The 18033-nt window shown below is 60.2% G+C and carries 22 protein-coding genes; 15 read left to right on the forward strand and 7 right to left on the reverse strand.

The features are described 5' to 3' along the window. Positions 1-7: 7 nt before the first annotated feature. Positions 8-1198: an NAD(P)/FAD-dependent oxidoreductase gene (locus tag ABJN75_RS07600; protein WP_348438352.1), complete on the reverse strand. Its 1191-nt coding sequence runs from the start codon at positions 1196-1198 to the stop codon at positions 8-10. A 174-nt stretch (positions 1199-1372) separates the two neighbouring features. On the opposite strand from ABJN75_RS07600, the gene ABJN75_RS07605 reads away from it, so the two are divergent. Further along, a complete protein-coding gene (locus ABJN75_RS07605) occupies positions 1373-2527 on the forward strand; it encodes a hypothetical protein (RefSeq protein ID WP_348438354.1) in 1155 nt (384 codons plus the stop codon). Positions 2528-2640: 113 nt separating this feature from the next. Here ABJN75_RS07605 and ABJN75_RS07610 read toward each other — a convergent pair whose 3' ends face one another. Then, a complete protein-coding gene (locus ABJN75_RS07610) occupies positions 2641-2910 on the reverse strand; it encodes a hypothetical protein (RefSeq protein ID WP_348438356.1) in 270 nt (89 codons plus the stop codon). A gap of 469 nt (positions 2911-3379) precedes the next feature. Between ABJN75_RS07610 and ABJN75_RS07615 the strand changes: the two genes are divergently transcribed. From ABJN75_RS07615 to ureG, 13 genes are all read left to right on the forward strand, one after another. Then, positions 3380-4261: an urease accessory protein UreD gene (locus ABJN75_RS07615; protein WP_348438358.1), complete on the forward strand. Its 882-nt coding sequence runs from the start codon at positions 3380-3382 to the stop codon at positions 4259-4261. Between the two features lie 10 nt (positions 4262-4271). Further along, positions 4272-4574: an urease subunit gamma gene (locus tag ABJN75_RS07620; protein ID WP_305330016.1), complete on the forward strand. Its 303-nt coding sequence runs from the start codon at positions 4272-4274 to the stop codon at positions 4572-4574. Positions 4575-4712: 138 nt separating this feature from the next. Continuing rightward, positions 4713-5303, forward strand: coding sequence for a HupE/UreJ family protein (locus ABJN75_RS07625; RefSeq protein ID WP_348438360.1), 591 nt, complete (start codon positions 4713-4715; stop codon positions 5301-5303). 27 nt (positions 5304-5330) lie between these two features. Next, the gene (locus tag ABJN75_RS07630) at positions 5331-5636 is read left to right on the forward strand and encodes an urease subunit beta (RefSeq protein ID WP_348438362.1); all 306 of its coding nucleotides are present in this window, start codon (positions 5331-5333) and stop codon (positions 5634-5636) included. Further along, positions 5636-5947: a hypothetical protein gene (locus ABJN75_RS07635; protein WP_348438364.1), complete on the forward strand. Its 312-nt coding sequence runs from the start codon at positions 5636-5638 to the stop codon at positions 5945-5947. The genes ABJN75_RS07630 and ABJN75_RS07635 overlap by 1 nt, the downstream gene beginning before the upstream one ends. A gap of 11 nt (positions 5948-5958) precedes the next feature. After that, complete coding sequence (locus tag ABJN75_RS07640) at positions 5959-6381, forward strand: lysozyme inhibitor LprI family protein (RefSeq protein ID WP_348438366.1); 423 nt, start codon at positions 5959-5961, stop codon at positions 6379-6381. 56 nt (positions 6382-6437) lie between these two features. Continuing rightward, positions 6438-8150, forward strand: a complete 1713-nt coding sequence (ureC, locus tag ABJN75_RS07645) for an urease subunit alpha (RefSeq protein ID WP_348438368.1) — start codon at positions 6438-6440, stop codon at positions 8148-8150. 309 nt (positions 8151-8459) lie between these two features. Then, positions 8460-8627, forward strand: a complete 168-nt coding sequence (locus tag ABJN75_RS07650; protein WP_348438370.1) for a hypothetical protein — start codon at positions 8460-8462, stop codon at positions 8625-8627. A 167-nt stretch (positions 8628-8794) separates the two neighbouring features. Beyond that, the gene (locus ABJN75_RS07655; RefSeq protein ID WP_348438372.1) at positions 8795-9244 is read left to right on the forward strand and encodes a host attachment family protein; all 450 of its coding nucleotides are present in this window, start codon (positions 8795-8797) and stop codon (positions 9242-9244) included. A gap of 66 nt (positions 9245-9310) precedes the next feature. Continuing rightward, positions 9311-9817 carry an urease accessory protein UreE gene (locus tag ABJN75_RS07660; RefSeq protein WP_348438374.1) on the forward strand — a complete coding sequence of 169 codons (507 nt, stop codon included), beginning with the start codon at positions 9311-9313 and terminating at the stop codon, positions 9815-9817. Continuing rightward, positions 9810-10028, forward strand: a complete 219-nt coding sequence (locus ABJN75_RS07665) for a DUF6434 domain-containing protein (protein WP_348438376.1) — start codon at positions 9810-9812, stop codon at positions 10026-10028. Before ABJN75_RS07660 ends, ABJN75_RS07665 begins: the two co-directional genes overlap by 8 nt. Beyond that, positions 10025-10684: an urease accessory protein UreF gene (locus ABJN75_RS07670; RefSeq protein WP_348438378.1), complete on the forward strand. Its 660-nt coding sequence runs from the start codon at positions 10025-10027 to the stop codon at positions 10682-10684. Before ABJN75_RS07665 ends, ABJN75_RS07670 begins: the two co-directional genes overlap by 4 nt. Next, positions 10681-11313, forward strand: coding sequence for an urease accessory protein UreG (gene ureG, locus ABJN75_RS07675; protein ID WP_348438380.1), 633 nt, complete (start codon positions 10681-10683; stop codon positions 11311-11313). The genes ABJN75_RS07670 and ureG overlap by 4 nt, the downstream gene beginning before the upstream one ends. Before the next feature lie 3 nt (positions 11314-11316). Here the strand turns inward: ureG and ABJN75_RS07680 are convergent, their stop codons facing one another. From ABJN75_RS07680 to ABJN75_RS07695, 4 genes are read right to left on the reverse strand one after another with little or no spacing between them, the layout of a single operon-like run. Next, positions 11317-12051 carry a proteasome-type protease gene (locus tag ABJN75_RS07680; protein WP_348438382.1) on the reverse strand — a complete coding sequence of 245 codons (735 nt, stop codon included), beginning with the start codon at positions 12049-12051 and terminating at the stop codon, positions 11317-11319. Between the two features lie 37 nt (positions 12052-12088). Then, complete coding sequence (locus ABJN75_RS07685; protein WP_348438384.1) at positions 12089-12883, reverse strand: transglutaminase family protein; 795 nt, start codon at positions 12881-12883, stop codon at positions 12089-12091. Positions 12884-12887: 4 nt separating this feature from the next. Next, positions 12888-13832 (reverse strand): alpha-E domain-containing protein, encoded by a 945-nt coding sequence (locus ABJN75_RS07690; RefSeq protein WP_348438386.1) that lies wholly within the window; start codon positions 13830-13832, stop codon positions 12888-12890. A 2-nt stretch (positions 13833-13834) separates the two neighbouring features. Next, entirely contained in the window at positions 13835-15229 is a 1395-nt protein-coding gene (locus ABJN75_RS07695) for a circularly permuted type 2 ATP-grasp protein (protein ID WP_348438419.1), read from the reverse strand. Positions 15230-15509: 280 nt separating this feature from the next. On the opposite strand from ABJN75_RS07695, the gene ABJN75_RS07700 reads away from it, so the two are divergent. Further along, positions 15510-16397, forward strand: a complete 888-nt coding sequence (locus ABJN75_RS07700) for a DMT family transporter (RefSeq protein ID WP_348438387.1) — start codon at positions 15510-15512, stop codon at positions 16395-16397. Here the strand turns inward: ABJN75_RS07700 and ABJN75_RS07705 are convergent, their stop codons facing one another. Next, the gene (locus ABJN75_RS07705; protein ID WP_348438389.1) at positions 16398-17996 is read right to left on the reverse strand and encodes a trimethylamine methyltransferase family protein; all 1599 of its coding nucleotides are present in this window, start codon (positions 17994-17996) and stop codon (positions 16398-16400) included. Between the last annotated feature and the right edge of the window lie 37 nt (positions 17997-18033).

Genomic DNA, 18033 nt, shown 5'->3' on the forward strand with positions numbered 1-18033 from the left:
TTATCCGTCAGACCGACCGCCCTGCCGCGACGCCGGAGGACCAGGCCCATTGAAAATTATGACCGCCGAGATGGCCTGTCACATCCACGACCTCACCGATGAAATGCAGCCCCGGAACCCGCCGGCTTTCCATGGTTTTCTGGTGGAGTCCGCCGGTTTCGACGCCGCCAAGCGTTACTTCCGCCGTGCGGTAGCCTTCCGTTCCGCCCGGCACGACTTCAAAGGCATGAATACCAGCCACGATCTGGTCGATCGCTGCATTGCTCAAATCCGCCAGTTTCGACGTGGCCGCCCCGGCCTCGTTGCCAAGCTGTTGAGCCAGGCGCTTGGGCAGCACATCAGCCAGAACGGTCCAGACCGAGGACTTCGGGCGTGCCGAGCGTTCAGATCTCAAATGTGACGACAAATCGATCTTCGGTGCCAGATTGATCATGACCGTATCACCTTCACGCCAGTAGGACGAGACCTGCAACATTGCCGGGCCCGACAATCCCCGATGGGTAAACAGCATCGCCTCGTCGAAGGCCGCACCCTTGCAGGATGCCTGGACCTCAAGCGAAACGCCAGATAACGCCCCCCAGCTTTCATGCATGTTGGAGGCCCAGGTGAACGGCACCAGCCCGGCACGGGTGTCGGTGATGTCATGTGCGAATTGGCGGGCGATGTCATAGCCAAGCCCGGTGGCGCCCATCTTGGGGATCGATTTGCCGCCGGTGGCCACAACCAGCCGCTCCGATTGCCACGTGCCGCTGCTGGTCCGGGTCTCAAAGCCGGACTCCACCTTTTCGACAGCTGTGATCCCGGTTGCCAGTTCCAGCCGCACCCCCGCCTCAGCCATGTCATCGGTGAGCATGGTGATGATCTCGCGCGCCGATCCGTCACAAAACAGCTGACCCAGCGTCTTTTCATGCCAGGCGATGCCACGGGCTTTGACGCGATCGATAAAGTCATGCTGTGTGAAGGATTTCAGCGCCGATATGGCGAAATGCGGGTTGCTTGACAGAAAATTGGCCGGCTTGCAGTGCAAGTTGGTGAAATTGCAACGGCCGCCGCCCGAGATGCGGATTTTCTCCCCCGGAGCGCGCGCATGATCGATAACCGTGACCGAGCGGCCGCGACGGCCGGCTTCAATGGCGCACATCATGCCCGCCGCTCCTGCGCCAAGCACAACCACATCGGTTTTGTTCAGTGTTGGCATTCCAACTCCGTCTCAGGGATCGCCGGATCATACCCGCAGTCCGGCTGGCCCTGCACGCACTATCAGATCGGGCGAGTGTAACAACCCCCGTGGGTGATCACTCATATCGGCTGCCGTTGTTGCCAGCTGCATGAAACAGCCTGTAGGTGAAACCGAACTTGTCCGGATTCGACCATGACCATTTATTCGATCGACCTCGATCCCGTCTCCCTGAAGCTTGATGCAAGCGTCGGCCATATCGCTGATCTGACGATCCGCGATGGCGAGCGCCTGCTCTCGCCGTTGCATCGCGCGCCATGGGTGGATGATCCGGCAGCCGAATTTCCGGCCGGAACCGCGCCGAATGTCAAGCGTCTGTCCGGCGATTTTCTCTGCGCGCCGTTCGGCCGCAACGATATCGAGAATGCTCCCTCGCATGGCTGGTCCGCCAACAGCGTGTGGGATCATGTCGAAACTCTGCGGCAGGATGATCGCCTGACCGTCGCCTTCCGGCTCCAACGGCGCGTCATGGGCGCCACCGTGGAAAAGCGGATCATGCTGGTTGCCGGCCACCCGTTTGTCTATCAGCAACACAGTTTTACCGGCGGCGCCGGTGCCATCTCCGCAGCCCACCATGTCATGGTGCATATGGAAAATGGCGGCGATCTGACGTTTTCGCCCAAACATGGTGCCCGGACGCCATCCGAAGCGCTGGAGATGGATCCCTCGCGCGGCCGGTCGATCCTGGCTTACCCGGCACAATCGACCGATCTGACAGAATTTCCGCTGGCCAACGGAGGCTTTGCGGATCTCACCCGATATCCGCCTGGCCAGAATCATGAGGATTTCCTCACTCTGGTGGAAGCCGCTGAGGTGAAGGATGCTCGCGTGAAAGATGTTGGGGTGGAAGACACCAGGTCCGAAGCGCCCGTGCATTCGTTGGGCTGGACCGTCGTCAGCCGCAAGGCGGAACAGGACCATGTGATTGTGCTCAAGCAACCAGGTGTGCTGCCGGTGACCATGCTGTGGATGAGCAATGGCGGGCGCAATTATGCGCCCTGGTCCGGGCGTCATGCCGGTGTGCTCGGCATCGAAGATGCGCGGGCGTCACCGCTTGGTCATGCTGATTCCTGTGGCGAAAACGAATTTACCCGGTCAGGTGTGCCAACCTGTTTCGACCTCGGGTCGGAGCGAAAAATCATCATCCGTCAGGTAATAGGCGCGTGCGCGGCCAGTCCGCGCGCAGGCAAGCTCATCGATGTGAGTGAACAGGACGGTATGCTGATCAAGCGGTTTGACACCGGGGAAACCCGATCGCTCAACTACGCCGCGGATTATCTCACGGGATAGGTTAAGAATGGTTACGGGGCATTGCTCGAAAACTTCAGCATGAAAACCCTGTCCCCTGTCTTGAAGCCAGGGGACAGGGTTTGTTCAACGCTGCCTTTGACAGCAACTGTTGATTAGCAGCGGGCCTCATAGATGCGGCCAGAAGCATCGCGGTAACGGCACATGCCCGGGGTGGTGGCCGCGCCGATCAGCGCGCCGGCGGCTCCGCCGATCAGGGCGCCGGTTGCAATACCGCTGCCTCGGCTACCGGTTGCGGCGGCGACAAGCGCGCCTGTACCGGCGCCCACAACTGCACCCGTGCCGGCGCGTTGTTCGGTTGTTGAGCAACCTGCAACAGCCAACATGGCAATTGCCGAAAGGGTGGAAAGGACGAGTCTGGTCATCTAGAGGCTCCATTTTGGTGCGGCGAAAAACGGACGCAAGCTCACTCGAACGAGGTCGGGTGCTTCCGGGCCAAGGTTTCATTATAGAGTATGACGATGGCCGATGCCATCATGGCGATGCTCATCGCAAGTGCAAGCATAGAAATCAACATGTTTAGCCCTTTCCGGTGATTGTAGCGTTTGGGTCCAGTGCGAGCGTGTCTGACTTGATAACGCAGCTGAGCCGATTTGGTTTCACTGCAAGCGCCGGAAATCGACGAGTCGTCTGCCGATTTTCTCGTCTGTCGATTTTTCGGGGGCATTGTCGCTTGCGTTGACTGGACAATTTCGCTCAATCCTTGGGCATATTGCCTGCCGTTTGATCACAGCTTCCGGTCAGGGGGGAATTCAACGGGGGTAGTGTCCGAAACACCCTTGCGTACGGGCAAGGCTTTTCCGATGATCGGGCCGGACAAATTGACAGGCGCTGATGACCTCCTTGTTTCCCCTTCCCCCAACGCAACCGGGCCCTGCCTTGCAGCGCACACGTGGCAGCGGGCGTCTGAGGGTCAAGCAGTCTGCCGGAGAGAGCCGGATCGACCGGCTGTTTCAGGAAGGCTCTGCGCGTATTCGAATTCCGCGTGTTCCGCGCGGATCTCCGCTCGAGGCGGTGCTGATCAACACCGCCGGCGGACTGACCGGCGGCGACCGCATGGGCTGGGCTTTCGAAGCAGGAGAGGGCGCGTCGATGACGCTCGCCACCCAGGCTTGTGAGAAGACCTACAAGGCGCATGGGACCAGCCAAGCGCAGGTATCTGTGCGGCTGACCCTCAATCCCGCAAGTTCGCTGGCCTGGCTGCCGCAGGAAACCATCCTGTTCGACCGGGCGCGGCTGAGCCGCCACATCGAGGTGGATATGGCGGCGGGATCCAGGTTGCTGATGGTGGAACCTGTGGTGTTCGGCCGCCTCGCCATGAAGGAATCCGTCATCGAAGGCCATTTCCGCGATCGCTGGCGCGTCCGTCTCGACGGGCGACTGCTGCATGCCGAGGACATGCGGCTTGGCCCGGACATCGCGGATGCCTTGGATCGCTCAGCGGTCGCCAATGGCGGACTGGCGATGGCAACCGTGCTGTTGGTTGCGCCCGAGGCCGAGGCCGAGGCAAGGCTGGCTGCAACGCGGGCCCTGATCGGCTCGTCCGGCGGCGCCAGCCATGTGTCACAGCGCAGGTCCGGAACCTCAGGCAACGAAACTGGCAAGCTTCTTGCGAGGATTGTCGCCAAAGACAGTTATGAACTGCGCAAGCTGCTTGTACCGCTGATCCGGCTGCTCAATCCAGCCGGCGGCGTGCCGAAAGTCTGGTCGATATGAAAGAGACACCATGAACCTGACACCAAGGGAAAAAGACAAACTGCTCATCGCTATGGCAGCCATTGTGGCGCGCAAGCGGCTTGAGCGGGGCGTCAAGCTCAACCATCCCGAAGCCATCGCCCTGATCACCGATTTCGTGGTCGAGGGCGCCCGCGACGGTCGTGCTGTGGCCGATCTGATGGAGGCAGGCGCCCATGTGATCACCCGCGATCAGGTGATGGAGGGCATTGCCGAGATGATCCACGACATCCAGGTCGAGGCCACGTTCCCCGACGGAACCAAGCTGGTCACCGTCCATGAGCCGATACGGTAGAAAGTGCATTGTGACTACGCTTTATCCCCTCGACATCGCGCATCGGGAAGGAGCACTATCGGGCCGCACGCTTCGTGCATTCATCCTGACGGCGCGACCAATTGAGGGCGCCGTGTTGACCAAAGAAGGACTTTCAAGATGATCAAACGCTTTTTCATTGCAACAGCAGCACTTGCCGCCGCCACGGCTCCGGCTTTCGCCCATCTCAATCCGGCGGAACATGGTTCGTTCGCAGCAGGGTTCTCTCATCCATTCTTCGGACTTGACCATGTTCTGGTAATGCTGGCGGTTGGTCTCTGGGCGGCGTCGCTTGGTGGACGCGCCATGCTGACAGTCCCGGCAGCCTTTGTCGGCGCCATGGGGTTTGGATTCGCCGCCGCTGTTGCAGGCATACCGCTTCCGTTCGTCGAGCCGGTGATTCTGGCCTCGATCATCTTCATCGGTCTGATGGTGGCATTGGCGTTTCCGTTCTCCGTTTCCGGCATGGCCGTCACGGTGGCATTTTTCGCCGTCTTCCATGGCCACGCCCATGGTGGCGAACTGGGTCAGGCCGGCGCTGCATACTTCGCCATCGGTTTCATGCTCGCCACCGCCGCACTGCATGCCACCGGCATCGCGCTTGGGCTGGGGTTGGCTCGCCGTCATGAGCCGCATGGAAAATCACGTTTGACCCGCTCTGCAGGTTGGGCTACCGCGGCAGCCGGGTTGGCGCTGGCATTTGCAGGCTGATTGAAACCGGACACGGAGAATACGCAGATGATCCCAGGTGAAATTCTTACGCCCGAAGGCGATATCGAACTCAACTCCGGCTCTGCGACGGTGACGCTGAAGGTGGCCAACACCGGCGACCGGCCGGTGCAGGTCGGCAGCCATTACCATTTCTTCGAAACCAATCCGTCTCTCTGCTTTGACCGCGACAGGGCGCGCGGTCAAAGGCTGGATATCGCTGCCGGCACCGCGGTGCGGTTCGAGCCCGGTCAGGAACGCGATGTAACCCTCGTGCCGCTGTCCGGCGGCCGGGAAGTCTATGGCTTTCGCCAGCAGATCATGGGCAAACTCTGATGGCGCGGCGCAAGCCGACCGCGTTCGATCTTTGGCGGACGAGCATCGATCTGGGAACCTTGGCGCTCGAGACCCAGGCGGTGGTCACCATGCGCATGATGGGCATGGCGGGCCTGTGGCCGGTGGCAAAATCCGAGAACAAGAAAATGGTGAAGGAAAAGCTGCCGGCTTTCGCCAAGGCGGCAACCTCTGCCGCCGGCACCGCAATGCGCGGTGGGCGTCCTGATGAAGCCGTCTCTGTTGCGGCAAAGTCGCTGACCAGAAAAGCCCGCGCCAATCGCAAGCGCCTCGTCCGCCGCGTGACCTCGTGAAGGAAAAGACCATGACCAAAGTCCGCCTCAGGTGGCTGCTGTGTTTGCTGTTGACGGGTGCCGGCCCGGCGCTCGCCGATGATCTGCCCGATTGCATTGATCCGCAGGACCAGTATTCGATGACCTATTGTGCAGGCGTCGACTATGACAACGCCGACGCGGATCTCAACGCGCTGTGGCCGGAGGCAGTGGCGGCGGCGAAGAGACAGGACGAATATATTGCCGAGGACGCCAGATCGAGAGGCGTGCCAACCGCATTTGAAGCACTGCGCACGGCCCAGCGCGCCTGGCTGAAGTTCCGCGACGCCGAGTGCGAGTATCAGTCCTATGCGTTTTTTGGCGGCACCGGCCAGTCCATGGTTGGCAGCGCCTGTCTGGCACAACTCACCCGTGACCGGATTGATCAACTGCGCGAAGGGCTCACTGATCGCTAATGGCCCGTTATTTGCATTCTGAATTTCTGAATGTTTGAACGAACCGAGGATCGCCCATGCCCGCCAGGATTTCCCGCGCCGCCTATGCCGCCATGTATGGCCCGACCGTGGGCGACAGGATACGGCTTGCCGACACCGAACTCTTTATCGAGGTCGAGAAGGACTTCACCACCTATGGCGAGGAGGTAAAGTTCGGGGGCGGCAAGGTGATCCGCGACGGCATGGGCCAGAGCCAGGTCACCCGCGCCGATGGCGCTGTCGATACTGTCATCACCAATGCGCTGGTGGTTGATCACACCGGCATCTTCAAGGCCGATATCGGACTGAAGGATGGCCGCATCGCCGCCATCGGCAAGGCCGGCAATCCGGATACCCAGCCCGGCGTCGACATCATTGTTGGGCCCGGCACCGAGGTGATCGCCGGCGAAGGCAAGATTCTCACCGCAGGCGGCTTTGACAGCCATATCCATTTCATCTGTCCGCAGCAGATCGAGGAAGCGCTGATGAGCGGGCTGACCACCATGCTTGGCGGAGGCACCGGCCCGGCGCACGGCACGCTGGCCACCACCTGCACGCCGGGACCATGGCACATCGGCCGCATGATCCAGGCCATGGATGCGTTTCCGATGAACATCGGCCTGTCAGGCAAGGGCAACGCCTCGATGCCTGCAGCGCTCGAGGAAATGATCCTCGGCGGGGCCTGCGCGCTCAAACTGCACGAGGACTGGGGCACCACGCCCGCGGCCATCGACAATTGCCTCTCCGTTGCCGACCGGTATGACGTCCAGGTGATGATCCACACCGACACGCTCAACGAGAGCGGCTTTGTCGAAAGCACCGTCGACGCCATCAACGGCCGAACTATTCACGCCTTCCACACCGAAGGCGCCGGCGGCGGCCATGCGCCCGACATCATCAAGGTCTGCGGCCTGAAGAACGTCATCCCGTCCTCGACCAATCCGACCCGTCCCTACACCGTCAACACCATCGCCGAGCATCTTGATATGCTGATGGTCTGCCATCATCTCGACAGTGCCATCCCCGAGGATATCGCTTTCGCTGAAAGCCGCATCCGCAAGGAAACCATTGCCGCCGAAGACATCCTGCACGACATCGGCGCTTTCTCGATCATCGCGTCCGACAGCCAGGCCATGGGCCGTGTCGGCGAAGTCATCATCCGCACATGGCAGACTGCCGACAAGATGAAGCGCCAGCGCGGGCGCCTGCCGCAGGAGACCGGCGAGAACGACAATTTCCGCGTCCGCCGCTACATCGCCAAATACACCATCAATCCGGCCATCGCGCAGGGGATATCGAGCCATATCGGCTCCATCGAAGTGGGCAAGCGCGCCGATCTGGTGATGTGGAATCCGGCCTTTTTTGGCGTCAAACCCGATATGGTGCTGCTCGGAGGCATGATCGCGGCCGCACCGATGGGCGACCCCAATGCCTCGATCCCGACGCCGCAACCGGTGCACTACCGGATGATGTTCGGCGCTTATGGCAAGGCCCGCACCGAATCCTCCGTCACCTTCGTCAGCCAGGCGGCGATCGAGGACGGCCTGGCGCACAAGCTTGGAACCGGTAAGCAGATGTGCGCTGTGGAGAACACCCGCGGCGGCATTTCCAAGACCTCCATGGTGCTCAACGACGCGCTGCCGCATATCGAGGTCGATCCCGAGACCTACGAGGTTCGCGCCGATGGCGAACTGCTGACTTGCGAGCCAGCCACGGTGCTGCCGATGGCGCAGCGGTATTTCATGTTCTAGTGGTGCGATCCTGACAGATGGTTCCCATCTGCCAGGACAAATCGCCCCACCAGACCACTAGATCCGGCGAATGGCATTTTCGGCTTGAATCCACCCGATTCCCTGGTGGATCGCGGGAGTGCTTCCACTCATCGTCACAATGACGCCGAACGGATGTCGGGCAGGGCTGCGCATCCGTTCTATTGGTTTTGATCCAGACACCTCTCCAGGGCCTCACTCATGCCGCCAGCGCATGGCTGGGTCAATCAATCGGCAATTTTCCGCAGTGCAATATGTGATATTGTTGCGCTGCAACCAAGGAGTTATCCCATGGCAATTGCCACACACAACCGTTTTCGCCGTTTCTTCAGTGCTGCCGCCCAGTCGATCAATTTTGCGTCCCAGGCGGACCGTCTTGCCAACACTCCCGAGAGTGTCTTTGTGGCTCGCGGCACGACACGTCAGCAGGCCATTCAGGATTTGCTCAACGGAATGTAAGCCGCAGTGGATGGCCGTAGGCAGCTGTCCTTCCCGTGACGTTCGAGTTCGCTAGGCCGCTTTGCTTGCGATCGCCGGATTCAGAATTGCAGGTGCTTGTTTCCCAAGTTGAATTGCCACAATTTGTGACTACTTCGAGTGTTCAGTCCATCAGATTGGAGGGTTCGATGTCTGGTATCAGATTGCGGCGCAACGGTTGGGTTCTGGTTGCCGATGGCGAAAAAGCGTTGTTCCTGGTCAACGCCGGTACGCCGGATCATCCGGCGCTGGAAGTCTTCAACGCGTTTGAGCAACCAAATCCGAGAACTGCAGCGCAGGGCACGGATCGCGCGGGACGCTTGTCCGATGGCATGGGCAATGCCCATCGCAGCGCGGTGCAGGAGACCGACTGGCACCGTCTGGCCAAACATGAATTCGCTCATGAGATAGCTTCATTGCTGAAGCAGAATGCCCTGGCGGACCGCTTCGAGCAGATTGTCATTGTCGCACCGGCGGTGATCATGGGCGAGTTGCGCAAGTCGTTGTCGGAGGCGGTCTCCAGCAGGATAATTGCCGAAGTTGCCAAGGATCTCACCAGGCACCCGGTGCCCCAGATCGAGAAAATACTGTTCGGATAGAAAAACAGCGGGTTCGCGACCTGCTTCTTCTGGCGGGATCGGAACGGTCTGGTATAGAGTTCGATCATGCTGACCGCGACCTCCGTTACCCGCCATTTCCACAATCCCACAGCAACCATCACGCTGGATGAAACCGCGCGCCATCGCCGCCGGATGCGCATGGTGTCCGACCGGCTGGAGAATGGGTCAACCATCGCCTTTCTGCTCGATCTTCCCGCCGCGCGGCTGTTGCGCCATGGCGACGGTCTGGTGCTTGATGACGGGCGCATTGTCGAGGTTCGCGCCGAACCCGAGGCGCTGATGGAGGTCAGGGGCAGGGACGCGGCGCATCTCCTGGCAATCGCCTGGCAGATCGGCAACCGGCATCTGGCCGCTGAAATTGCAGTTGAGACCATCCGCATCAGGCGCGATCACGTGATCCGCGACATGCTTTTGGGCCTTGGCGCTTCGGTCACAGATATCGAAGCGCCGTTTGATCCCGAAGGCGGCGCCTATGGCGGGGCACATGCCGCTCACCACCATCACGATCATGATGATCACGGGCACGGTGATCACGGACACCACCATGACTGAAAGCCGCGACTGGCATAGCGCCCCGATCTCTAGCGAGACCGTGATTGATGCGCATTACAAGAATACCCAGAACGTGCGCCGCTTTTTCAGGGCGCAGATCGGCGATCATTTCAAATTTGACCGGCCTTTCATGGCGTGGATGAAATCTCACACGGGATCGACGATGCGGGACGCGGTCAACGAATGGCTGCGGCGCGAGTCTGCCAAATGACCGATGCAACCGCGCTTCTGCGTTTGATGAGCTGGCTCTCGCCGGTGTTTCCCATCGGCGGTTTTGCCTATTCCGCCGGATTGGAGCAAGCCGTGCAAGCGGGCCACATCAACCAGCAGGCAGCGTTGGTGGACTGGATCACCGTTCAAAGCACCCAGGGTGCGCTGTGGAACGATTGCGTCATTCTGGTTCAGGCCCACCGCGGTGCAGAACAAGACCAGACGATTGTCGAACTGTCGCAGCTTTGCCTCGCCTTGTGCGTGGGGCAGGAGCGTCACGACGAGACCCTCAATCAGGGCACTTCGTTTTTCGAGGCGGTGTCGCACTGGATCGAACCAGCCCGCCTGCCGGGCCGGGGCGCGCCGCTGCCGGTGGTCGTCGGCGCCGCCGCCGGACTTGAGCGGATCGATCCGCATCTGGCGGCCGGAGCTTATCTGCACGCCTTCGTCTCCAATCAGCTGCAATGCGCCATAAGGCTGTCGGTTGTCGGTCAGGATGGAGCAGCCAAGGCCCTTGCCGGACTGGAGCCGGTCATTGAACGCACTGCGCGGCTCGCGGCTTGCACCACGCTGGACGATCTCGGCGGCGCGACCTTCATCGCCGATATTGCCTCGATGACCCATGAAACTCTCCAACCAAGGTTGTTCCTGTCATGACCTCACCCAACGGACCCCTGCGCATAGGCATTGGCGGACCTGTCGGCTCCGGCAAGACCGCGCTCACTGACAAGCTGTGCAAGGCGATGCGTGACGCGTGGTCCATCGGCGTCATCACCAATGACATCTACACCCGCGAGGATGCGGAGGCGCTTGTCAGGATGCAGGCCCTGCCGTCTGACAGGGTGATCGGCGTCGAGACCGGCGGCTGTCCGCACACGGCAATCCGCGAGGACGCCTCGCTCAATCTGCGTGCCATCGACACGCTCAACCAGCGTCACCCCGATCTCGATGTCATTTTCATCGAGTCAGGTGGCGACAATCTCGCGGCCACCTTCTCCCCCGATCTTGCCGATCTGACGATTTACGTGATTTCGGTCTGCCAGGGCGAGGAGATCCCGCGCAAGGGCGGGCCGGCCATCACACGGTCGGATCTGCTGGTGATCAACAAGATGGATCTCGCTCCCCATGTCGGCGCCGATCTTGCAGTCATGGAGCGTGACGCGGCGGCTGGCCGCAAGGGCCGCCCGCATCTGTTCACCGACATGCGCCGCGGCGCGGGCATTGAAGAGGTTGTTTCGTTCATCAAGGAATGTGGCGGGCTTCGTCCAGCCTCGGCGGCGCAGTAGCGCTCAGTCCTGTTTGAAATCCGGCAGGCTGTTGAAAGCCGAGCGCAGCGCATCCGACCAGCCATCGGATATCTTGCGGTAGTAGGGATCAGTGGCCTGGACACGCTTCTCAAAGCCCTTGGTCAGGCTGTCGCGCTCGTAAAACTGCAGATCCAGTGGCAACCCCACCGACAGATTGGATTTCAGCGTCGAATCAAACGAGACATAGAGCAGCTTCGTTGCCATCTCAAAGCTCATTTCCGGATCGTAGGCCCGGACCAGGATCGGCTTGCCATATTTGTGCTCGCCGATCTGGAAGAACGGATTGTCCTCGGTGGCTTCGATGAAATTGCCTTCCGGGTAGATCAGGAACATCCGCATCGCGCCGCCTGCGACCTGGCCTCCGAGAATGAAGGTGGCGCTGAAGGTGGATTCGCTCTGATGACCGCCGTCCGATGCAGTCTTGATCACTTCGCGAACAGTTTCGCCCACCATCCGGGCAACTTCGAACATCGACGGCGCGTCCATGATACCGGGATTCCGCTCGCCGGCGGCTTTCGTATGCTCCTCGAGCATGCTGACCACGGTTTGCGTGGTGGCCAGATTGCCCGCCGAGAGCAGTGTAATCAGCCGGTCGCCGGGCTCGCACCAGCTGTACATCTTGCGAAAGGTTGAAATGTTGTCGACACCCGCATTCGTCCGGGTATCGGACATGAAGACCAGGCCCCTGTTGAGGCGAAGCCCGACGCAATAAGTCATGATATGCGAATCCGCCCTTGAAAGTGCCGCCGGATTCTTATTGCTCAACTGTTATGCGGACTGCAAGCTGTTCTTCGCCGGTTCCGGTACGAATGCCGGAAATAGGTGCGGCGTCCTTGTAATCGAGGCCGTAGGCTATGTGAACATAACGGTCATCGGGCGAGATATCGTTGGCAGGGTCGAACCCAACCCAGCCCAGCCCGGCGACATGGGCTTCGGCCCAGGCATGGCTTGCGGCCTGATCCGGCGTTTCTTCCATCATCAGATATCCCGAGACATAGCGCGCTGGAAATCCCATCACCCGGGCAGCGGCCGCAAACGCCTGGGCGTGATCCTGGCAGACGCCTTTTCCCGCCGCCAGCGCATCTTCTGCCAGGGTCTGTGTCTGGGTTGCGCCCGGGACATAGGCCATGGCCTGATGCAGCGAGCTCATCAGGCCATGGAGTTGCTCAAGCGGTTCACCCTTTGCAACACCTCGCGCCAGTTCCCGGACCATCTTGCCGGGTCTGGTCAGCGCCGATTCCCGTTGATACAGCCACAGCGGCATGTATCCGCGATGCGGACCGGACACGCCGATCTTGTCAAAGGTTTCAACCACACCGGTCGCCACCACCCGGATGGCTTCGGTGTCGCGGCTTGCGCTGACCAGTTCGACCACATTGCCGAAATGGTCGAGATATTGCGCTTCGACAGCTCCACCCTCGACCTGCATCGACCAGGAATTGACCGTCTGCAGCGGGCTGTTCTGCGGTGTCAGTCTCAGCCGCTGCAAAGCGTAGCGAACCGGTTGCGCATAGGCATATTCAGTCACATGGGAGATTTTAAGCTGCATGGGATCAGTCCTGGTAGAACCGGTAGGCTTCGGCGATCTCGGCAGCAACCCGGCTGTTCTGGCTGATGAAATCCTGGAGAAACTCGTGCAGGCCCGTATCCATTATTTCCTTGATTTCGCGCTCCCGCAACATTCCCTGGGTCGCAGCTGCGGTCTCGTGGCAGGACGTCCGTTTGCCGTATTGCCTTTCGAGGTAAGACAGGTTTGCGTTGATCTTGTCGTAGCAGTACGCCAGCGATCGCGGCATACGACCATTCAGGATCAGAAAGTCGGCAATATTTGAAGGCTTGTAATCGTCATCATAGACCCAGCCATAGGAGCGGTGGGCTGACACCGATCTGAGGATCGATTCCCATTGCACATTGTCGAGTGACGAGCCGACATATGAACTCGCGGGCAGAAGCACATAATATTTCACGTCGAGGATGCGCGAGGTGTTGTCGGCGCGCTCGATGAAGGTTCCGATGCGCGAAAAATTATAGCGTTCGGTTCGCAGCATGGTTCCGTGAAAGGCGCCGCGGATCAGGCCGGTGCGTTGTTTGATGGTATCAATAATCGCAGGCATGTCGGCGTTCGACACCCGCCGCGAGAGCTTCGCCTTGATGTCGAGATAGCATTCATTGGTTGCTTCCCAGGCCTCGCGTGTCAACGCTGTGCGCACCATCCGGCCATTGTTGCGGGCGGATTCGATGGCCGAGAGAACACTGGACGGGTTTGACTTGTCGCGCAGTAGATAATTCACCGCGTCGGCGCTGGTGACTTCCTCGTTGGCGGCGCTGTAGCCGCTAAACACGCCGGAGCTGCGCAGCACCGATTCCCAGTCTTCATCTTGCCCATCCATACGGGTCAGCGACATTCTCAGACCTGCGTCAATCAGGCGTGCGGTATTTTCCGCGCGCTCGATATAGCGAAACATCCAGAACAGGCCGTTTGCGGTTCTTCCCAGCATGTTCAATCCTCCAGCACCCAGGTATCCTTGGTGCCGCCTCCCTGGCTGGAATTGACGACCAGCGAGCCTTCTTTGAGCGCCACCCGGGTCAAGCCGCCGGGAATGATTTGGACCTTGTTCGACACCAGAACATAGGGGCGCAGATCCACATGCCGTGGTGCCAAACCTTTTTTGGTCAGAATCGGCACGGTTGAAAGCGACAGCGTCGGCTGGGCGATGTAATTGCTTGGTTTTGATTTGAGTTTGGCTGCGAATTCGCTCAGTTCGCGCTTGCTCGCAGCCGGTCCCACCAACATGCCATAACCGCCCGATCCATGGACTTCCTTGACCACCAGTTCAGCCAGGTTCTCCAGCACATATTTCAGTGTGTCGGGTTCGGAACAGCGGTAGGTCGGTACATTTTCCAGGAGCGGTTTGCGACCGGTATAGAACTCGACAATTTCCGGCATGTAGGAATAGATCGCCTTGTCGTCAGCAATCCCGGTGCCCGGCGCATTTGCGATCGTAATGTTGCCCGCGCGATAGACATCCATGATGCCGGGGACGCCAAGTGTGGAGTCCGGCCGGAACGTCAGCGGGTCCAGGTAATCATCATCGACCCGGCGGTAGAGAACATCGATTGCCTCATAGCCCTGCACGGTTCGCATCGCCACCTTGCCGTTGACCACCCGCAGATCCGAGCCCTCAACCAGTTCGGCGCCCATCTGGTCGGCGAGGTATGCATGCTCATAATAAGCCGAATTGAAGATGCCCGGTGTCAAGACCGCGATCCGCGGCTTGCCGGTGCAGCCGGGAGGGGCCAGGGCCGCCAGGCTCTGGCGCAGAAGCTTCGAGTAGTTCTCGACCGGCCGCACCTTGTTGAGATGAAACAGTTCAGGAAACATCTGCATCATGGTTTCGCGGTTTTCGAGCATGTAGGAAACGCCCGACGGTGTCCGCGCATTGTCTTCCAGAACATAGAACTGGCCTTCGCCGGTGCGCACGATGTCGGTTCCGATGATGTGGGTATAGACGCCGCCGGGAGGACGCATCCCGATCATTTCGGGCAGGAACGCATCATTCTGTTCGATCAGCGCCCGGGGAACCCGACCGGCCTTGATGATTTCCTGCTTGTGATAGATGTCATCGAGAAAGGCATTGAGCGCCATCACCCGTTGCTCGATCCCCTGCGCCAGCTTGCGCCATTCCGAACCGGAGATGATGCGCGGCACGATGTCAAACGGAATGAGCCGTTCTGCCGAGTCCTCCTTGCCGTAAACAGCAAAGGTGATCCCGGTCTTGCGGAAGATGTTTTCCGCGTCCCGGGACTTCTTGATCAGTTCCGAGGGTTTTTGCTCTGAATGCCATTTGAAGTACCCCTCATAGGGTGCTCGCGGAAGGTTGTCCGAAGTCAGCATTTCATCGAAAGGCACGTGTTTGGCGCTCCCCTTTTGACCACATAAGATCGTATCGGGATTCAGAAAGCAAGAAGCGTGCAGGAATTCTCCGCTCTGCGGCAAATGCGTGATTATTTCCGTCAATGTTGCCAATGGGTCGCAATCACGGGACGCTCGAGCCGTTGTTCTTGTTGTCTCAGGGGCAAGAGACTTGCACAACATGCGGGCCACGACTAACCCTCCGAAGCGACGGATTCACCCAAGGGATAGTCCTGACGCTCTGGAAACAAGGCCCGAATTGATGACGCTTGACCGTATCGCGCCAGCCCTGTTCGTCGTGCTCTGGTCGACGGGATGGATCGTAGCGAAATATGCCAGCCCTTATGCCGATCCGCTGACCTTTCTTTGCGTCCGGTTCACCCTTGCGGCGGCACTGTTTGGCGTCATCGCGATTGCCAGCCGGGTTGCCTGGCCCAGCACCCGCGCCGGCTGGAGACACGCCATTCTGTCCGGCGTGTTCTTGCATGGCATCTATCTTGGCGGAGTTTGGTGGGCCATCGAGCAGGGCGTACCGACGCCGGTTTCAGGCCTGATCGCCGCGTTGCAACCGTTGCTGACAGCAACCGCGGCGCCGTATCTCGTGGGAGAACGTTTGAGCTTCGCGCAGAAACTCGGCGTGGGTCTTGGCTTCGCCGGCCTGACGGTGGCCATTCTGCCGCGTCTTCTGGCGCTTGATGCGGCAATGCTGCAGGTGGCGTTGATCCCTCTGCTGATCAACGTTGTTGCCATGGCGTCAGTGGCTTTTGGCACCATTTACCAGAAGCGGTATCTGCAGGAAGGCGATCTGCGCGCGATCGCGGCATTGCAATATGTCGGCGGTCTGCTGGTGGTGCTGCCGTTGGCGTTGGTGTTCGAGCCTCTGAGAATAGTGTGGAGCCTTGAATTCGCCTTGGCCATGGGCTGGTCTGTACTCGGCCTGTCCCTGGTCTCGATCATGCTGCTTCTGTATCTGATCCGGCGCGGTCAGGTGTCCCGCGCCGCATCGCTGACCTATCTGGTGCCGCCGGCGGTGGCGGTCGAAAGCTGGTTCCTCTTTGGCGAGACCCTGACCCTGCCGATGATCCTCGGGACCCTGATCGCCGTTGTCGGCGTCTGGCTCACCAACCGCAAAATCCGGATGATAGCCTGATCAGAAGTCGGTCGGCACGCCGCCCTCTTGCTTGCGCCGCGCGACGAAAGCATCGAGTTCTTCTGAAATTGCTTCATCCAGCGGCGGCGCCTCGTAATTGGCGAGAGTTTCCTTCCAGAGGCGATTGGCATGATCGTAGGTGGTCGGTTGTCCGGCCAGGCTCCAGCTTTCGAAATTCCTCCAGTCAGACAGGATTGGCGAGTAGAACGCGGTTTCATAGCGCGACAGTGTGTGCGCGGTTCCAAAATAGTGACCGCCAGGGCCGACTTCCTGTATCGCATCCATGGCCAGCGCTTCGGGGCTGGTATCCAGAGGCGCCAGGAATTCGGCCACCATCTGCAGCATGTCGACATCGAGGATGAATTTCTCGAACGACGCCGTCAGGCCACCTTCCATCCACCCGGCCGCATGCATGATGAAGTTGCCGCCGCCCTGAACAACGCCCCACAGCGACATCATCGATTCATAGGCCGACTGGGCATCCAGCGTGTTGGCTGCACAGGTGTTGGACGTGCGGTAAGGGATCCCGTAACGCCGCGCCAGCTGCCCGCCGGCCATCACCGCTTTCATGTATTCCGGTGTGCCGAAGGCCGGTGCGCCCGACTTCATGTCGACATTGGAGGTAAACCCGCCATAAACCACCGGAGCGCCGGGGCGGACCATCTGCGTAAAGGCAATGCCGGCGAGGGCTTCGGCGTTTTGCTGCACCAGGGCGCCGGCGATGGTCACCGGCGCCATCGCGCCGGCCAGCGTGAACGGTGTAATCACCACTACCTGGTTGCGCGCTGACATTTCGATGATGCCTTGCAGCATCGGCGCATCGTAGCGAAGCGGCGATGAGGCGTTGATGATTGTAAACAAAGAGGGTTCGGCTTCGAGCTGTTCCGCACTGATTCCGCGACCGATGCGCGCGATCTCGAGTGCATCAAGATTGCGCTCCCTGCCCAGCGAATAGGCATGGAAGGGCTTATCCGTGAGCTTGACCAGATCGGACAGGCAATCGATATGGCGCACTGAGGCGTGCAGATCGGTGGGCTCCACCGGGTAGCCGCCGGTCATGTGAATGATGTCGAAGGATTGTGCCAGCTTGATCAGGTTGCGGAAGTCTTCCTGGGTTCCGGTTCTGCGACCATTGTCGCGATCCGCGCAGTACGGCGCCGAGGCAACCTGGGCAAATGCAATGTTGCGGCCGCCGATGGCGATATTGCGTTCGGGGTTGCGGGCATGCAGCGTGAATGGTCCCGGCGCCTTTCCGACCATGTCCATAATCAGGCTGCGATCAAGCCGCACCCGCTCGGAGCCGGCCACGACAGTCGCCCCGGCGGCCTTCAGCCGGTCGCGGGCTTCGGCCAGCATGAAGTCCATGCCGATGTGTTCGAGCACGGTCAGCGAGGCTTCGTGAATCGCCTCGAGTCCTTCCTCGGACAGCAACAGGGAAGGATCCTGGGTGTTGAGAATAGACCGGTAGCGCAAGGTGGCCGGGCCTTTTCTGCCTTTGCCCCGGTCTCCGCCGCGTCCGCCGCCCGCACGTCTGCGCCGCTCGGGTGCGCCTGCGGTGTTTTCAATGGCTGCGGGTACAATATCGTCAAGCTTGCTCATTTGAACCTGGTCCCGTCGCGTTCCGGTTTTGCACGCC

The sequence above is a fragment of the Hoeflea sp. genome (assembly GCF_039975035.1).
Lineage (GTDB): Bacteria > Pseudomonadota > Alphaproteobacteria > Rhizobiales > Rhizobiaceae > Hoeflea.

Excerpts from the sequence above, each read along its gene's own strand:
- ABJN75_RS07705 (WP_348438389.1), bottom strand. The coding sequence starts at position 17,996 with ATGAGCAAGCTTGACGATATTGTACCCGCAGCCATTGAAAACACCGCA.
- ABJN75_RS07665 (WP_348438376.1), top strand. The coding sequence starts at position 9,810 with ATGACTGAAAGCCGCGACTGGCATAGCGCCCCGATCTCTAGCGAGACC.
- ABJN75_RS07630 (WP_348438362.1), top strand. The coding sequence starts at position 5,331 with ATGATCCCAGGTGAAATTCTTACGCCCGAAGGCGATATCGAACTCAAC.
- ABJN75_RS07680 (WP_348438382.1), bottom strand. The coding sequence starts at position 12,051 with ATGACTTATTGCGTCGGGCTTCGCCTCAACAGGGGCCTGGTCTTCATG.
- ABJN75_RS07700 (WP_348438387.1), top strand. The coding sequence starts at position 15,510 with ATGACGCTTGACCGTATCGCGCCAGCCCTGTTCGTCGTGCTCTGGTCG.
- ABJN75_RS07620 (WP_305330016.1), top strand. The coding sequence starts at position 4,272 with ATGAACCTGACACCAAGGGAAAAAGACAAACTGCTCATCGCTATGGCA.
- ABJN75_RS07605 (WP_348438354.1), top strand. The coding sequence starts at position 1,373 with ATGACCATTTATTCGATCGACCTCGATCCCGTCTCCCTGAAGCTTGAT.
- ABJN75_RS07660 (WP_348438374.1), top strand. The coding sequence starts at position 9,311 with ATGCTGACCGCGACCTCCGTTACCCGCCATTTCCACAATCCCACAGCA.
- ABJN75_RS07690 (WP_348438386.1), bottom strand. The coding sequence starts at position 13,832 with ATGCTGGGAAGAACCGCAAACGGCCTGTTCTGGATGTTTCGCTATATC.
- ABJN75_RS07640 (WP_348438366.1), top strand. The coding sequence starts at position 5,959 with ATGACCAAAGTCCGCCTCAGGTGGCTGCTGTGTTTGCTGTTGACGGGT.
- ABJN75_RS07635 (WP_348438364.1), top strand. The coding sequence starts at position 5,636 with ATGGCGCGGCGCAAGCCGACCGCGTTCGATCTTTGGCGGACGAGCATC.
- ABJN75_RS07695 (WP_348438419.1), bottom strand. The coding sequence starts at position 15,229 with ATGCTGACTTCGGACAACCTTCCGCGAGCACCCTATGAGGGGTACTTC.
- ABJN75_RS07685 (WP_348438384.1), bottom strand. The coding sequence starts at position 12,883 with ATGCAGCTTAAAATCTCCCATGTGACTGAATATGCCTATGCGCAACCG.
- ABJN75_RS07600 (WP_348438352.1), bottom strand. The coding sequence starts at position 1,198 with ATGCCAACACTGAACAAAACCGATGTGGTTGTGCTTGGCGCAGGAGCG.
- ABJN75_RS07615 (WP_348438358.1), top strand. The coding sequence starts at position 3,380 with ATGACCTCCTTGTTTCCCCTTCCCCCAACGCAACCGGGCCCTGCCTTG.
- ABJN75_RS07610 (WP_348438356.1), bottom strand. The coding sequence starts at position 2,910 with ATGACCAGACTCGTCCTTTCCACCCTTTCGGCAATTGCCATGTTGGCT.
- ABJN75_RS07670 (WP_348438378.1), top strand. The coding sequence starts at position 10,025 with ATGACCGATGCAACCGCGCTTCTGCGTTTGATGAGCTGGCTCTCGCCG.
- ABJN75_RS07655 (WP_348438372.1), top strand. The coding sequence starts at position 8,795 with ATGTCTGGTATCAGATTGCGGCGCAACGGTTGGGTTCTGGTTGCCGAT.
- ureG (WP_348438380.1), top strand. The coding sequence starts at position 10,681 with ATGACCTCACCCAACGGACCCCTGCGCATAGGCATTGGCGGACCTGTC.
- ABJN75_RS07650 (WP_348438370.1), top strand. The coding sequence starts at position 8,460 with ATGGCAATTGCCACACACAACCGTTTTCGCCGTTTCTTCAGTGCTGCC.
- ABJN75_RS07625 (WP_348438360.1), top strand. The coding sequence starts at position 4,713 with ATGATCAAACGCTTTTTCATTGCAACAGCAGCACTTGCCGCCGCCACG.
- ureC (WP_348438368.1), top strand. The coding sequence starts at position 6,438 with ATGCCCGCCAGGATTTCCCGCGCCGCCTATGCCGCCATGTATGGCCCG.